Raw genomic sequence first — 14,417 nt, forward strand, 5'->3', positions numbered from 1 at the left:
CGGTCCTCGTGCGCGCTCGAACCTGTCAACCGGTCGGCGAGGGCTGAACAGGCGTGGGCAAGCGGGACCCGGTGACTCCCGGAGGGGGCGCATCCAGCGGGACGAGCCTCAGGTTCTCCGGTTGCCGGAGGCCGCGGCACCGGTCGGCGGGCCGCTGAACCGCTCCTGCCGGGGTTCACTGCCGGGCCCCGGGTCATGGTTCTCCTCGTCGCGCAGGGCCCGATATCTCGCGTTGCGGATCCTGAGCAGCACGGTGGCGAGCAGGGAGGCGGCGAGGGAACCCAGGAGCACGGCAGCCTTCACGGAGTCGGCCTGGGCGGGCTCCGGGTAGGCGAGTTCGCTCAGCAGGAGGGAGACGGTGAAGCCAATGCCAGCCAGGACGGACAGGGCCAGGATGTCGGCCCAGGCGAGCGCCGGGTCGAGGCGGGCACGGGTGAAGCGGACGGCCAGGTAGGTCCCGCAGAAGATGCCCAGGGTCTTGCCGAGGAGCAGCCCCAGGGCGACGCCGAGAGGTTCGGGACGGTCGAGGACGGCGCGCAGACTGTCGGCGGAGACGGTGACACCGGCCGCGAACAGGGCGAAGAGGGGGACGGCCAGCCCGGCGGAGACGGGGCGGGCGACATGGACGATGTGTTCGAGGGTTCCCTTCACCGGCCGGTGACGGCCATCGGTGCGGAGCATGAGACCCATCGCGACTCCGGTGACGGTGGCGTGCACGCCACCGGCGTGGGTGAGAGCCCAGATGGTCAGGGCGAGCGGGAGGTACCAGTACCAGCCGTGGACGCGTCTGTGCTGGTGGAGCCAGTAGAAGACGCCCAGCCCCAGGGCTGCTCCCGCCAGGGCGGCGAGGTTGAGGCCTACGGTGTAGAACACGGCAATGACCAGGATCGCGCCGAGGTCGTCCACGACCGCCAGAGTGAGCAGGAACGCACGCAGCGCCGACGGAAGATGTGTGTTGATCACCGCCAGCACGCCGAGCGCGAAAGCTATGTCGGTGGCCATGGGCACGGCCCAGCCGTTCCAGGTGCCGCCGCCCGCGCTCGCGACGGCCCCGTAGACGAGGGCGGGAACGGCCATGCCGCATGCGGCGGCCACCACCGGAAGGATGGCGGTGGCCGGACTGCGCAGGTCACCGGCGACGAGTTCCCGCTTGAGCTCGGCCCCGGCGACGAAGAAGAACACGGCCAGCAGGCCGTCGGCCGTCCAGTGGGCGACGGACAGGTCCAGTCCCCAGGCGGGGATGCCGAAGTGGCTGTCGCGTACCGCCTGATACGACTGCCGCAGTGGAGAGTTCGCCCAGACGAGGGCGGCGGTCGCGGCGGCCAGGAGCAGCATGCCACCGACGGTCTCGGTGCGCAGGGCGTGCGCGACGGCCTTGCGTTCGGGCACGGGAAGCCGGCCGAGAACGGTGCGGGCGCGGTCGGGTGCGGGGCTCATCGTCGTGTCTCGCTTGGCGGTGCGCGGACTCCTCACGCGGGGGCGTCCTGCCGTAGGTGTGCCAGCAACAGGGCGGCGGTGACCGCCCCGACGTACCGGGAAGTACCGTGGGTGCTCCGTTCCTGCACGGCGACCACAGGACAGCCGGTCCGGGCCATCAGCTCGGCCACCTCCAGAACGGTGCAGTCGTGGGCGACGGAGAACTGGCGAGTACGGCCCGGTGGGAGACAGTCGGCGACCAGCAGCTCGGGCGGGGACACGCACAGGCGGTCGGCGTGCGGTTCGTCGATCACCCGGACCAGTAGCGGATCCTGCTCAAGGTAACGGGGCAGACACGCTCCGATCAGCTGCTCCGCACGCAGCACAGCGACCGGACGCCCCTGGCCGTCGACGACCAGCAGCGCGGACAACCGCTGCCCCACCAGCAGGTCCGCGGCCAGGGCGAGGGCGTCACCGATGCCGATGGATGCACAGGGCTGGGCGAGGTCGCGTGCGCGCACAGGAACTCCCGGTCGGTTGTCGATGCTCGTGACACTGAACACGTCATACCCGGCTGACCTGCGCAACCCCGAGTCCAGCCGGTCATCGGCGGACAGCTGGGAGCGTCCCTCCTTGCCGACCCACGGCAAAGCAACGGTAAAATCACTTCAGGGAGCGGACAATCCGGAGGGCCCGCGATGACCGACAGCAGCGAACCCCCCACATGCGACGCGGCGGACGGACAGCCGCACCAGCGGGTGCCGCTCCTGGCCTTGTTCCGAGTAGGCGGTCTCGACGACGAAGACCGCACCCGGTTGCACGCGACCGGGGCACATGCCGCCGAGTCCGGCACGCCGCTGCACGAAGTCATCGATGCCCATCTCAGAGCACAGTGCCAGGCCTCCCGGCCGGCCGCGGGTCCGGAGGCTCCGGTCACACCCGCGCACGTGGTGCGGCTCGTGCGCGACGTGGCCGTCGCCCTTACCGAGGGCTACGAATCCGCCCATCGCGCGGCGATCCGCCGCGAGAAGGAGACGCGCCACGCCTTCATCGACGAGTTGCTGCGCGGCCCGGGCGACCTCGGCCGCATGGCGGAGCAGGCCCACCGCATCGGGTTCCAGCTCACCGGGCCGCACCGCGTCGCCGTGGCCCGCGCCAAGACCCCGTTCACCGCCGTTGAACCCGGCACCCGTTACGTGAACGAGGCCATGTCCGCCCGCCGGTACGAGCTTGGCTGCCTGGTCACGGCGAAGGACGGGCTGCTGGTCTGTGTGGCAGGCGGAAGCGGCCCGGCGGCCTGTGAGGCCTTCGCCGAAGCGGTCACGAGGTCGGCGGTCCGGCATCCCCTGATCGCCGTCAGCCGTCCACGGCCGGGTGCGAACGGCGTCGTCCGCTCCTTTCGCGAGGCCCTCGAAACCCTGGAACTCGCCGATCGGCTCGCCCTGCCCCGGCGTGTGATCCACGCCGCCGATCTGCTGGTGTTCCAGGTCCTGGGCCGGGACCGGGCCGCCATCACGGACCTCGTGGCCACTGTGCTCGGCGGCCTGGAACAGGCACGCGGCGGACCGGGCCCCCTCCTGCGCACCCTGACCGCCTACTTCGACAGCGGCTGCGCCCACACCGTCACCGCACGACGCCTCGGCCTCAGCGTCCGGGCCGTGACGTACCGCCTTGCCCGCATCCGCACCCTGACCGGCTACGACCCCGCGCTCCCCGACGAGCGCTACACCCTCCAGACCGCCGCACTGGGAGCCCGTCTCCTGAACTGGCCGTCCCGCCCGCTGCAGCCCGTCGACTGAGCCCGGCACTTCGACGGCCACGGGCCACGCCCCGGAGGGGCGCCTCCGACTACGACGGCGACTCGTGAACAACACATCCTGTGGTGAACCCGTGGAGAATTGACGGGAGTTGTGAACAGTGGCAAGAATTCAGGTCGCTTCGCCGTGCCTGAAGTGAGCGAAGTGACGCGAGTGGCGTCAGCAGCCTGCCGCCAACTACGCCTGTCCCGGCGCCACGCGCACCCGGCCACCCCCCACCCACTCGAAATTCCCGAGGCAAACTTGTCACGTCCACAACACCACAGGACTCTGGCTGCGCTCGCCGCAACCGCTTTCACCACGGCTGCCCTGCCCGTGCTCACGGCAACCGCGGCCGGAGCCACGACAACGACCGGCTGCCAGTCCGCCACCGTCCAGTACCGCATCGTCGATGGCGACGGAAACCGCGTGGGGGCCGACTGGACCTCGCAAGGCGGGTTCCACCTCTGGGACACTGCCCCCGGCGCCGTCGAGGTGCGCCTCGCCCCCGGCCAGACGGTCGGCGACGGGTGCAGATACCCGGTCTCCCTCGCCGAGTACACCACCGAAGGGTCCAGTTGGTACACCTCCGGCCACCAGACACTCGTCGACAAGGCCACGGTCTACCTGGCCGCTGCGGATGTCGCCGACTCCAAGGACGCCAAGCGGACCTGGCAGAAGCTGAGCGTGAAGACGCCCGACTGCTACGGACAGATAGACCTCTACGGCGACGACGTCATCTACGACGGCAAGTCGGAGGAGGGGCACGGCCCGGTTCCCTACGAGCCCGACGGCGTGGTCACGCCCTACCATCTCATCGCCGCCTGGAACGGTGGCGACAAACCCTGCACCCCCGATGAACCCGGCACACCCAGCCCGACCCCCTCCGAGAACACGCCGACCACACCGACCACGCCCGGCACCCCGACCGGCCCGGCCGACAGCACACCTCCTGCCGAGGAGACGACTCCGCCCACCACCCCGGAGCCGTCCGCCACCACCCCGACCACGACTTCGGACGTGCCGCCGCTCGAGTCCACGCCGCCCGCAACTCCCGAGCCCTCGCCCAGCGGCAGCACCCCGCCGCTCGCGGAGACGGGTTCGAGCGCCCCGGTCGGCCTCATCGCCGGCGGTGCGGCTCTGGCGGTCGCCATCGGAGCCGGGGCGGTCTACACCACCACCCGCACGCGACGCACCTGACCGAAACCCGAAAGGGGACGAGGTGGTGGTGCGCCACGGCGTGCGTCCGGCGCCTCCACGGGCAGAGCCGTGCGGGCAGGGCGGCCGTCATGGTCCGCGGACTGCCGCCTCGTCCCCTGGTCGACTCCGTTGGGACGTGCGGTCATAGGCGATGCCGAGCGCGAAGGCGACCACCGCCAGAGTCACGGCGACGCACGAACCCACGACGACCACGTCCCGAGCCGCTCCGACCAGGCGTGGCAGCGCCTCGCTGACCACGGCCCCGTACCCTGCCGCCACCACCGCGGCGAGAAGTCGCGGCGAACCGGAGTCCCGGCGCGGCAGGGGCGGAGTCCACCCGAGGAACACCGCAAGGACGAGTGGCAGGACTATGACGGTGGCCGTACCGAGTACGACGCAGTGGGTGGCGCTGTTCACGGGAATCCTCGGGCATGGCGGCTACGGCGCCGACCAGACTTCCCGGCTCACCCGCGCGGGATCCTAGCCGCCGGCATGCGCGCAATGTGGTGGAGCCGTGGAATTCGTGTGTTGGCCGCCCTGGAACAAGGTGGGCCGGCCGGCCCACCCGCGGCCACGACGACCGCGAGGTCGAAAGGCCCCTCTCGAGTCCCCTTCGGCCAGCTGGGCTTCGGCTTCAAGTCGGCCGACCTGGAGTATGGCCGGATCGGGGGTACCGGCCAGCAGCTCCCCTTTTCTACAAGGAGATCGACCTCACCCCGGCCCCGCGGTACGCCCACCAGGTCAACGAGATCGAGGTGACCTTCCTCGCGAACCCCGGCAGTGTGGAGGTCGTCGTGGAGGCCGACAAGCGGGGCGGCTTCCTTTCGGAGGGCCGGGACGCGCTCACCCGCTTCACCGTCGGCCATCACGACGTACGCGACTGGAACGCGGAGGTCCACGGCTGGATGCGGCAGCTGGTCGCACATCGGGCTTCATACGGCTCGCACGGCTCCTTCAGCGAGTACGGCCACGAGAGCCACTACGGACAGGGCGGCGGCCACGGGGACGACGGGCACCACGACGACGGGCGCCGATCCGGCCCCGGCATGGGCACCGTCGTCGCGGCAGGCGCGGCCGGCGTCGCTGTCGGTGTGGTGGGTGGCATGGTGGCGGCCGAAGACGTCGACGAGGTCAGGGACTTCTTTGAGGGCGACGAGGAAGACGGGGGCGAGTACTGACGGAACACGGCGGAACCTTTCCGCCCAGCGGCTAGTTTCTACGTTGACGTAGAGATATCGATCCAGCTCGACCCTCTGGAGTTCGCATGGCCCTGTGGGACCGCATCAAGGAATCCGCGTCGACGATGCAGACGCAGCTCGTGGCGAAGAAGAACGACCTGAAGAGCGGTGCCTTCCGCGACGCGAGCATGGCCATGTGCGCTCTGGTCGCCGCCGCCGACGGCACCATCGACCCCTCCGAGCGGCGCCGCGTCGCCCAATTGATCGCCACCAACGAGGTGCTCCAGAACTTCGACGCCGCAGACCTTCAGCGGCGCTTTGACGACAATCTGAACAAACTGACGGCCGACTTCGACTTCGGCAAGGTGAGCGTGCTGCAGGAGATCGCCAAGGCGAAGAAGAAGCCGGCCGAGGCGCGGGCCGTCATCCAGATCGGCATCGTCATCGGCGGGGCCGACGGCGACTTCGACAAGACCGAGCAGGCCGTCGTACGGGAAGCCTGCTTCACCCTTGATCTGCCGCCGCACGAGTTCGACCTCTGACGGGCCGCAGGCGTCGTGTCGGGCGGGACGCGCTGTGCGCCGCTCCGGCACGACGCTCAGCGTCCCACGACGCGGTGTACCAACCCCTCCTGGAATCACACCAGCACGAACACCTCGGGGGAGAGCGGGTTGTGAGCAGCGCCGAGAGCGCCCGGTCGACGGCCTGTGCGCGGTGCTCTCCGTCCCTGACGAACATGTCGCACGCGCCCGTGGTCGCCGACTTGACGGCGAAAGGCGCGACTCGCTCTGGCGAGCATCCTGACCAGCCGGCTGATGCTTCTCGTCTGCCTGCTCGCGATCCTCGTCTTCGTGGGGACCGGCTGCCGGACCGGCCGTGTGGTCGACCATGCCTAACAGCCGTCCGGCCGGGTCAGAGGGGGGTGGCGGCGCGCAGGATGAGCAGCATGGTCACGGCGGAGTTCGCCGACGACATCGCCGACACGGCTGTCCCCGCGGCGGCGCCCCATACCGCGAGACCCACAGTGGTGAAGACCGACGGCCAGTCCCGTGCCGCCGGGGCGGGGCCGAGCAGGGCCCTCACCCGGCGCGGCACCGGCCCCGGCGCCGCCGCGAACCCGGCGAGCGTGGGCGTCGGCGTGCCCCGGGAGACAAGAGCGGCCTTGCCGATCGCCCGGGCCACGGTACGGCGGCTGCCAACCGCCTGGGCCGCGTCCTCGTCCGCCCAGCGCTCGGTGGTATAAGCCACGGCCGAACTCAGCGGGCGGAGGAACGGGTTGGCCTGGGCGGCGAGTTGGACCGCGAGCAGGTGACGGTGGTGGCGGGCGGCGAGGTGGGCGCGCTCATGAGCGAACAGGGCGCGCCGCTCGGCGGGTTCGAGATGGTCCAGCAGGCCGGTGGTCACCACGATCCGGTCCCGACGGACGCCGTCGTGATGATTGCGGTCGCGGCGATTGCGGTCACCTCGACCGCGGTTGCCGGACAGGGCGTACGCGTACGGGGTCTCGTCGGGCAGGACCGCGACCTCCGTGCCGGGCAGCCCGGCGAGCGCCCGGTGGGCGCGGCGGTGGACCCGGCTGTGCCGCCAGAGGGTCCGCCCGGAGACCACGGCAACCATGCACAGCGCGGGGATGGCGAGCCGGCCGGCGATCCCGTCGTAGGGGACGGCCTTGCGCACCTCCGGGTCCGACCAGCCGTCGGGGAGCGGGTTGCCGGGGAGTTGGGCGGTGCCCACGACCATGAGCAGCCCCAGGCACACCGTGCTGCACACCGCCATCACGGCGGCCACGACGGTCAGTAGCCGGGTCGCGGTGCGCGGGTGAAGGTGCTGTTCGGCCAGCCGCGCGACCGGCCAGGCCGTGAGCGGCAGGAAGAGCGGCAGAAAGACGAAGACCCCCATGAGGCGTCAGTCTTCCCCTCCGTCGCCAGGCGCGGCGAGCAGTTCGCGCAGCAGCCGTTCGTCGTCGGGGCCCAGGCCGGTGACGAAGCTGGCCAGCACGGCCTCGCGGTCCCGCTCGGCATCCAGCACCCGACGCATGCGGTGCGCGGCCAGACCGGCCTCGTCGGACGCGGGCGTCCAGGCGAAGGACCGCCCCGCACGCTCGCGGGTGACCGCCCCCTTGGCCAACAGCCTGGTCAGGATCGTGATCACCGTCGTGTAGGCGAGACCGCCGCCCAGGCGCTCCTGCACCCAACCGGCCGTCGCGGGGCCGTCCGACTCCCGCAGCGCCGACAGGACCAGCACCTCCAGTTCGCCCTGCCTCCGCCGCCGGGGACGCTGCCGGTGATCCGTCACGCCCTGTCTCCTCTCCGTCGCCGCCGGTTCCCCGGCTGGACATCGTAGCGATGACCGGAGTGCCTCCTCAGGATTGCAGAAGCCAGGTCCACTCTCTCTACAGTGGTGTAGATTCATGATCCCGTGCCCTACTGGGCGGGTCGCGCAGGCGGAGGAGGAGTACGCAGTGGGAGTTTCCCTGTCCAAGGGCGGCAACGTATCGCTGAGCAAGGAGGCGCCCGGTCTGGCCGCGGTCCTGGTCGGACTGGGCTGGGACGTTCGCACGACCACCGGCACCGACTATGACCTCGACGCCTCCGCCCTGCTCCTCGATGCCTCCGGCAAGGTGCCGTCCGACCAGCACTTCGTTTTCTACAACAACCTGCGCAGCCCCGACGGGTCCGTCGAGCACACCGGCGACAACCTCACTGGCGAGGGCGAGGGCGACGACGAGTTGGTGAAGGTGGACCTGGCCGGGGTGCCCGCCGAGATCGACAAGATCGTCTTCCCGGTCTCCATCCACGACGCCGAGAACCGCGGCCAGAGCTTCGGTCAGGTGCGCAACGCGTTCATCCGGGTCGTCAACCAGGCGAACGGCCAGGAACTCGCGCGCTACGACCTGTCCGAGGACGCCTCGACCGAGACCGCGATGATCTTCGGCGAGCTCTACCGCAACGGCCAGGACTGGAAGTTCCGTGCCGTCGGCCAGGGCTACGCCTCCGGACTGGCCGGCATCGCCTCCGACTTCGGGGTGAACGTCTGAGTCGCCCGGGCGATGCGCGACCCGCTCCTCCCGTGCGAGAACCTCGCGGACTTCGAGGCGGTGCCGGACCGGGCGCTACGGAGCACCGGGGCGTTCAAGGCTGCCGACACGAGCACGGCGGCCGCAGACCCGTGCGGCGCCTACCTCGCCGTACGGGCGGCAGTTGAACCCGGAGCGGCTCGAGCGACGACGGTGGTGTGATGCCCGCGCTCGTGGTTCTGCCCCTGCCCATTTTCGCCGCGCCCGCCGCGATCCTGCCGGCGTTGGGCACCGTGTTCCCACTCGCTGCGGTGGACAGGCATCATGCCCCACTCCCTCGTCACGACGGGCGGGATACCCACGCCCATTGCGGAGGGCACCCTGATGGCTCTCGTCACCCTCGAACGCACCGCGGGGCGGTGACACGGCGGCCCGTCCTGCGCAGAGGCCCGCGAGGAACGGCCTCGCCTGGTCCGGCAGCAGGCGCTGCTCGACCGCGGGACGCTGCCGCATGCGCTCGGCGCGCCGCCGGCCGCTCCTGCGCTCAGCGCCGATCCACGTATCACCGCCCTCACAGGACAGGCAGGACGGGACCCCAGAGACGGCACGGAAGCAGGTCGCACTCCCCGGATCGTCCAGGGCGAGACGCTCACCCCGGACAGCGCCCCGCACTCGGGCACGGAGCGGTCGGCCGGCCGGGGAACCGAGCGGGACGACCGTGAGAGCGGTACGGCATGACCGGCTCTGCAGCACCTGAGCCACGCCCTCTTCGCAGGCCGGTCAGTACAGGGCACGCAATCCGAGGACGTCTCCCCGGCCGAGAGTCCTGGCGCTGGTGGAGCAGACGAACGACGTCGGGTACATGGTGAGGCCCTCGTGTCCCGGGCCGACGTGGGCCAGACCGAAGACGTGGCCGGCCTCGTGTGTGGCGACGCTGCGGATGTCGTACGCGTCGGTGCAGTGGGCGGAGGGACTGTTCGTGAAGACATAGTCGTCGACGTTGAAGCGGACGTCGGCCTCGCGCAGCGCGTCCGGACGCCCGGGGATCCGACGGCTCCACGAGCAGGTCAGGGCGACGACATCGCCGCCCAGGTCCCCGGTGTCCCAGACGCTCAGCCCGTCGCGTGCGGTGCAGTGGCCCCTGCGGTCGATGCCGGCCCTGCGGCCGGTCCGGGACACGTACCTCGCCTTCGCACTGACCTTGTCGGCGAGTCCGCAGTCGTTGCGGCTCGTGGTGATGGTGGTGATGGCTTCCTCGAACGCCCGGCGGGCGTCGGCGCGGGAGAGGCCGCCGGGCAGGGGGCCGTCGCCGAGGAACCACTGGTACGTGCCGTACTTCTTGCGGCCGGCGGTGGCGTAGGCGCCGTCATCACACGCCCCGTCGGCACGGGCCGGGGCAGCGGCCGCGGGGGCGGGCTTTGCGGCCGCGGTGTCGGTCAGGTCGTAGGAGATCCTGCCGTCGGCGTCGACCTCCAGGGTGAAGCCGTGTGCCGATCCGTTCACCGTCAGGGCGTCGACGGCGGCTTTCATACCGGGTTCGGGGACGGTCACGCCGGTACCGGCGTGGGTGACGAGGCGTCCGACGGCGGCACAGGCGATCACCGAGGACTCGGCGGGCAGGTCTTCGACCGTCAGCGCACGAGGCGGAAGCACACACTCTTCTCGCTCCACAGGCGTGGGTGCGTCACTTCCGCACGCCGCGCACACGGACGCGGCCACCACGGCCGCCGCGATCGCCCTGGCCACACGCCCGGGCCCGCACCACCTTGTCACTTCGTCCCTCTCCTCCAGTCGGCACATCCGGCAGGGCTTGATCGATACCGGGAGGGATTGGCCGTACGGCACGAGCCGCACCCCTTTCGTGGCCGCCGGACGCGAATCCGGCGCATGTCACCAGCCCCTTACCGGGTGGCCTGCGACGGCGTGGTCACGGTCTGGCCGGTCACCGGCTCCATGGCGGGCCTGGGACGGGATGTCTCGCCGGCTCCTCCGCCCGCCACCCGCCTGGTGGCGTCCTCGGGCGCGGTCGCCGCGCTCGTCGTGGCTCTCTTCGGCACGGTCACGGTCAGGGAGGGAGACCTGGGCGAGGTGTTCGTCCCGTCCGATACGTCGATGCTGTACCGGTGACGCGTGCCGGGCTTCACCGAGTCGGTGTAGGTCATCTTCGGAAGGTCCCAGTAGGTGGACCGCTTCGTCTGCCGTGCGACGAGCTTCCCGTCCCGGTAGATCCGGTACGTCAGCGACGCGTCGTCCCGGTCCCATGTGGCGCGCCAGGCGAGCGTGACCTTGCCGGGCGCGGCCGAGGACAGTGAGAGGGCCGGCACCTTCGGCGCTCCGGTGTCGCGGCTCCCGAAGCGGGTGAGACCCTGCTGCGGTTCCTCGTTGACCTTGGTGAACTCACCTCCCACCCACAGGACACCCCCCGCCACGACCAGGGCACGGGGCCCCACTTCCTCGCCGAGCCCGCCGTCGGTGTCGGGGAACCAGTGCAGGATCCTGCGGTTCTCGACCGACTGGGCCAGCAGGTGCTGCCGGTCCGCCCGTTCGGGGAACCCGCCGGGCGTCTCGTTGCAGTCGTGCGCGTGTGACGCGCTGTAGAGCACGCCCTTGTAGGGAACGACGGACTGGGTGGCGCCCCGACAGGTGTCGTTCCACACCATGCTGCCGCTGGTGAGCCGCCCCGCGATCCGGCCGTCGTAGATGCCCGGCCCGTGCCCCTCGGCGCCCACGAAGAAGCGGGTCCTGTCCTGGGCGATCGTCTTCACCGACGACTGGGGCGGGAACCAGCCCGGAAAGGTGAGCACCGTCGCGCCGCTGGTGGGGCTGAGTGCGACCAGCGAGCGGGCGGCCTGCCCGTTGACCGATTCGAAGTCGCCTCCGACGAAGAGCCTGCCGTGCGAGGACGCGGCAGACAGGGCGCGCACCGGACGGTCGAGGTCTGCCCTGAAGGGCAGCAGCGTGCCCTCGGGACTGACGGCGGCGATGCGGTTTCTGGTCTGGCCGTCGACGCGGCCGAGGTCACCGCCCAGGTAGACCACGCCGTCGGTGGTCTCGATGGCCCGGACCGTGGCGGACACGGCCGGATGAAATCCCTTGCGCACGGAGCAGTCTGCGGTGTCGAGGGCAGCCACGTTGGCCACGCGCTGGGATCCGATGCTGTCGAAGGATCCGCCCACGTACATCACGCGACCGTCCGGCGAGGCCTTCATTGCGCGTACGGTGTGGCTGTACCCGGTGAACGAAGGGGCACAGGGCAGCAGCTTGCCGGTCTTCGCGTCGAACGCGGCGAAGTTGCGGCGTGCCACCTCTCGTTGACCAGGGGCCGCGCCCGGCGGACGGACCGAGTCGAAGGTGCCGCCGACGTAGACGACACCGTTCGCGGAAGCCAGCGACCAGACGATGCCGTTGGTCTGCCAGGTGGCCAGCGGATCGGCGGAGAGTGTCGCGGGATCCCCGTCGGCGGCCGCCGCGAGGGAGGCGTCGAGCAGGCAGATGGAGGCACAGACGAGGGCCACGACGGCAGCCCTTGTGACCTTCTTCGTACGGAGCATTCTCAGGCGCAAGTGTCACCTCGGGATGGCAGTGGTGCGAGGGTGTGACGGGGACCGGGTGCTCTCGCGGCGCGGCGGCGCCGCACTGGTCCGGCCCACTCACACTCAGCGATGTCGGATTCCTCTACAAGCTAGTAGAAAATACGCACTGTCCCAAGATCATTCATATGGCGAGTCCGACGGAGCGTCACCTCCTGCCTGCGGCGCCTTCCGGAAACCGAACGCGCCGTTACGGACCCACGTGCCGGGCACTCATGCCGCCGCGGGCGCAGCCTCGATGGGTTCGTGAAGGCATCGCCGCCGGCGGCGCTCACGTGAGCGGCCTCGAGCCGCTCGGAATCCACCGGCCCCGTCCGGGCGCGGTTGCCCTCATGACTCCTCAGGGAACCCTCAGAGTTCCACCAAGTGGAGGCCTGGTGGTGTGCCCCACGATGGAGGCCTGTGCGCCGCGACGGACCTGCAAGGCTGTTCGCGCAGGCTGGACGGGGCACGTGGGGGACAGGGACGGGTGATCCACTCGACGCCCTCGGGCCGACGAAAGCGACCTGGGGAGGAGGTGGTCGCTCGGTCGGCCGTTCGCTTTCGAGGCCCATGCGCATGGCCGGGCGCCACGGCCAGGCCCAGCCCACACGACGTGTCGAGCAATACGGAGATGTGATGATCCATCAGAGCAGGTATCCAGACGTCGCCCCAGTCGATCGTCCCCTCCATGAGTGGGTGCTCGGCGAGGCCGCCCGACGCGGAAGCCGGCCCGCCCTGGTGGACGCCTCCAGCGGACGGACGCTCACCTATGGCGAGTTGGCCGCCCTGGTCCGCGGGCTCGCTGCGGGCTTCGCCGCCGCGGGCATCGGCAAGGGGGATGTGGTGGCGCTGCATTCGCCGAACACGATCCTGTTCCCGGTGGTGCTCTACGCCACCACCGCTGCAGGCGGGACGGTGACCACGCTGTCGCCGCTGGCCCTGCCGGCCGAGATCGCCAAGCAGTTGATCGACGCCGGGGCTCGGCTGATGGTCAGTGTGTCGGCGCTGATCGAGACCGCGCGGGACGCGGTCGAACTGGTCCGGCGGCAGACCGGCCGGGAGATCGAGATCCTGGTCTGTGACAAGGCGGACGGCCACCCTCCGGTGCTGGGACTGGTCGGTGACGGCGTCGTGCCCGCCTTCGAAATCGATCCGGCCACGGACGTCGCCGTGCTGCCTTACTCGAGCGGCACGACGGGTGTGCCCAAGGGCGTGATGCTGACCCATCGCAACCTGTGCACCAACCTCGTGCAGATGAACGCCCTGCACCGGATCGAGGAGAACGACCGCGTCATCGCGATACTGCCGTTCTTCCACATCTTCGGGCTGACCGCGTTGGTCAACAACGCGCTCCACCGCGGTGCGACGGTGTACGTGCACGCGCGGTTCGATCTGGACGCGTTCCTGACGAGTCTGGAGCGCGACCGGATCACCCACGCGTACGTGGCCCCGCCGGTGATGCTGGCGCTGGCCAAGCACCCCGCGGTCGGGAACCTGGACCTGTCGCATCTGCGGCGTGTCATCTGCGCCGCGGCGCCGCTCGACGCCGGAGTTCAGTCGGCGGTGGTGGCCCGGCTGGGAGTGGAGGTGGGGCAGGCGTACGGCATGACCGAGCTGTCCCCCGCCTCGCACCTCCATGCCGACGGCAACCTCGACGAGCCCGTCGCCTGCGTGGGGCACCTGCTGCCGTCGACCCAGGCGCGACTGGTCGACCCGATCTCGGGGCTGGATGTGGCGGTCGGCGAACCGGGTGAGGTGTGGATCCGGGGTCCGCAGGTGATGAAGGGGTACTTCGGCCGGCCGGAGGAGACAGACGCGTTGATCGACGCCGACGGCTGGCTGCACACCGGTGACATCGGCCGGGTCGACGAGGACGGCAACTGGTTCATCGTCGACCGGGTCAAGGAACTGATCAAGTACAAGGGTTACCAGGTGGCGCCGGCCGAGATCGAGGCGCTTCTGGTGAACCACCCAGGCATCGCCGACGCCGCGGTGATCGGCGTCAGCGACGAGGAGGGCAACGAGGTCCCCAAGGCGTTCGTGGTGCCGGCACCCGGGGCGTCGGTCACCTCCGACGAGGTGATGGCCTACGTCGAGGGCCAGGTCGCTCCGTACAAGAGGGTCCGCCGGGTCGAGTTCATCGAGGCTGTGCCGAAGGCGGCTTCCGGCAAGATCCTGCGGCGCCGGTTGCGGGAGCGTGAGTCGGTGCGGTGATGGCTGGGTGGTGTTTTTTGTACCC

At 70.5% G+C, this 14,417-nt stretch carries 13 protein-coding genes and 1 pseudogene; 7 read left to right on the forward strand and 7 right to left on the reverse strand.

Annotation, left to right across the window (positions count from 1 at the left end; translation table 11 throughout):
* Positions 1-108 precede the first annotated feature (108 nt).
* Together nhaA and ACLZN2_RS11060 are read right to left on the reverse strand one after the other, a co-directional pair.
* Positions 109-1,437: a Na+/H+ antiporter NhaA gene (gene nhaA / locus ACLZN2_RS11055; protein ID WP_416978197.1), complete on the reverse strand. Its 1,329-nt coding sequence runs from the start codon at positions 1,435-1,437 to the stop codon at positions 109-111.
* 32 nt (positions 1,438-1,469) lie between these two features.
* A complete protein-coding gene (locus ACLZN2_RS11060; RefSeq protein WP_416978198.1) occupies positions 1,470-1,937 on the reverse strand; it encodes a histidine kinase in 468 nt (155 codons plus the stop codon).
* Positions 1,938-2,114: 177 nt separating this feature from the next.
* Between ACLZN2_RS11060 and ACLZN2_RS11065 the strand changes: the two genes are divergently transcribed.
* Positions 2,115-3,215 carry a PucR family transcriptional regulator gene (locus tag ACLZN2_RS11065; protein ID WP_416978199.1) on the forward strand — a complete coding sequence of 367 codons (1,101 nt, stop codon included), beginning with the start codon at positions 2,115-2,117 and terminating at the stop codon, positions 3,213-3,215.
* 333 nt (positions 3,216-3,548) lie between these two features.
* Positions 3,549-4,412 (forward strand): hypothetical protein, encoded by an 864-nt coding sequence (locus ACLZN2_RS11070; RefSeq protein ID WP_416978200.1) that lies wholly within the window; start codon positions 3,549-3,551, stop codon positions 4,410-4,412.
* 87 nt (positions 4,413-4,499) lie between these two features.
* On the opposite strand, the gene ACLZN2_RS11075 is transcribed toward ACLZN2_RS11070, so the two are convergent.
* Positions 4,500-4,829, reverse strand: coding sequence for a hypothetical protein (locus ACLZN2_RS11075; RefSeq protein ID WP_416978201.1), 330 nt, complete (start codon positions 4,827-4,829; stop codon positions 4,500-4,502).
* Positions 4,830-5,027: 198 nt separating this feature from the next.
* Here ACLZN2_RS11075 and ACLZN2_RS11080 point away from each other — a divergent pair.
* Positions 5,028-5,590: pseudogene (locus ACLZN2_RS11080) on the forward strand (sporulation protein); the annotation flags it as partial.
* Positions 5,591-5,676: 86 nt separating this feature from the next.
* Positions 5,677-6,132, forward strand: a complete 456-nt coding sequence (locus ACLZN2_RS11085; RefSeq protein ID WP_416978202.1) for a tellurite resistance TerB family protein — start codon at positions 5,677-5,679, stop codon at positions 6,130-6,132.
* Between the two features lie 370 nt (positions 6,133-6,502).
* On the opposite strand, the gene ACLZN2_RS11090 is transcribed toward ACLZN2_RS11085, so the two are convergent.
* Positions 6,503-7,489 (reverse strand): M56 family metallopeptidase, encoded by a 987-nt coding sequence (locus tag ACLZN2_RS11090; protein WP_416978203.1) that lies wholly within the window; start codon positions 7,487-7,489, stop codon positions 6,503-6,505.
* Positions 7,490-7,495: 6 nt separating this feature from the next.
* The gene (locus tag ACLZN2_RS11095) at positions 7,496-7,885 is read right to left on the reverse strand and encodes a BlaI/MecI/CopY family transcriptional regulator (RefSeq protein ID WP_416978204.1); all 390 of its coding nucleotides are present in this window, start codon (positions 7,883-7,885) and stop codon (positions 7,496-7,498) included.
* Between the two features lie 166 nt (positions 7,886-8,051).
* Here ACLZN2_RS11095 and ACLZN2_RS11100 point away from each other — a divergent pair, with 166 nt between their 5' ends.
* Both ACLZN2_RS11100 and ACLZN2_RS11105 read left to right on the forward strand, forming a co-directional pair.
* Positions 8,052-8,627 carry a TerD family protein gene (locus ACLZN2_RS11100; RefSeq protein ID WP_416978205.1) on the forward strand — a complete coding sequence of 192 codons (576 nt, stop codon included), beginning with the start codon at positions 8,052-8,054 and terminating at the stop codon, positions 8,625-8,627.
* Positions 8,628-8,639: 12 nt separating this feature from the next.
* Entirely contained in the window at positions 8,640-8,828 is a 189-nt protein-coding gene (locus ACLZN2_RS11105) for a hypothetical protein (RefSeq protein WP_416978206.1), read from the forward strand.
* 558 nt (positions 8,829-9,386) lie between these two features.
* Here ACLZN2_RS11105 and ACLZN2_RS11110 read toward each other — a convergent pair.
* Together ACLZN2_RS11110 and ACLZN2_RS11115 are read right to left on the reverse strand one after the other, a co-directional pair.
* Positions 9,387-10,259: a matrixin family metalloprotease gene (locus tag ACLZN2_RS11110; RefSeq protein WP_416978207.1), complete on the reverse strand. Its 873-nt coding sequence runs from the start codon at positions 10,257-10,259 to the stop codon at positions 9,387-9,389.
* 248 nt (positions 10,260-10,507) lie between these two features.
* Positions 10,508-12,121: a fibronectin type III domain-containing protein gene (locus tag ACLZN2_RS11115; protein WP_416978208.1), complete on the reverse strand. Its 1,614-nt coding sequence runs from the start codon at positions 12,119-12,121 to the stop codon at positions 10,508-10,510.
* 693 nt (positions 12,122-12,814) lie between these two features.
* Between ACLZN2_RS11115 and ACLZN2_RS11120 the strand changes: the two genes are divergently transcribed.
* Entirely contained in the window at positions 12,815-14,392 is a 1,578-nt protein-coding gene (locus tag ACLZN2_RS11120; protein WP_416978209.1) for an AMP-binding protein, read from the forward strand.
* Positions 14,393-14,417 lie beyond the last annotated feature (25 nt).

The sequence above is a fragment of the Streptomyces sp. T028 genome, from assembly GCF_048159505.1.
Lineage (GTDB): Bacteria > Actinomycetota > Actinomycetes > Streptomycetales > Streptomycetaceae > Streptomyces.

Coding starts and splice junctions, on each gene's coding strand:
- ACLZN2_RS11065 (WP_416978199.1), top strand. CDS start 2,115: ATGACCGACAGCAGCGAACCCCCCACATGCGACGCGGCGGACGGACAG.
- ACLZN2_RS11085 (WP_416978202.1), top strand. CDS start 5,677: ATGGCCCTGTGGGACCGCATCAAGGAATCCGCGTCGACGATGCAGACG.
- ACLZN2_RS11120 (WP_416978209.1), top strand. CDS start 12,815: ATGATCCATCAGAGCAGGTATCCAGACGTCGCCCCAGTCGATCGTCCC.
- ACLZN2_RS11090 (WP_416978203.1), bottom strand. CDS start 7,489: ATGGGGGTCTTCGTCTTTCTGCCGCTCTTCCTGCCGCTCACGGCCTGG.
- nhaA (WP_416978197.1), bottom strand. CDS start 1,437: ATGAGCCCCGCACCCGACCGCGCCCGCACCGTTCTCGGCCGGCTTCCC.
- ACLZN2_RS11105 (WP_416978206.1), top strand. CDS start 8,640: ATGCGCGACCCGCTCCTCCCGTGCGAGAACCTCGCGGACTTCGAGGCG.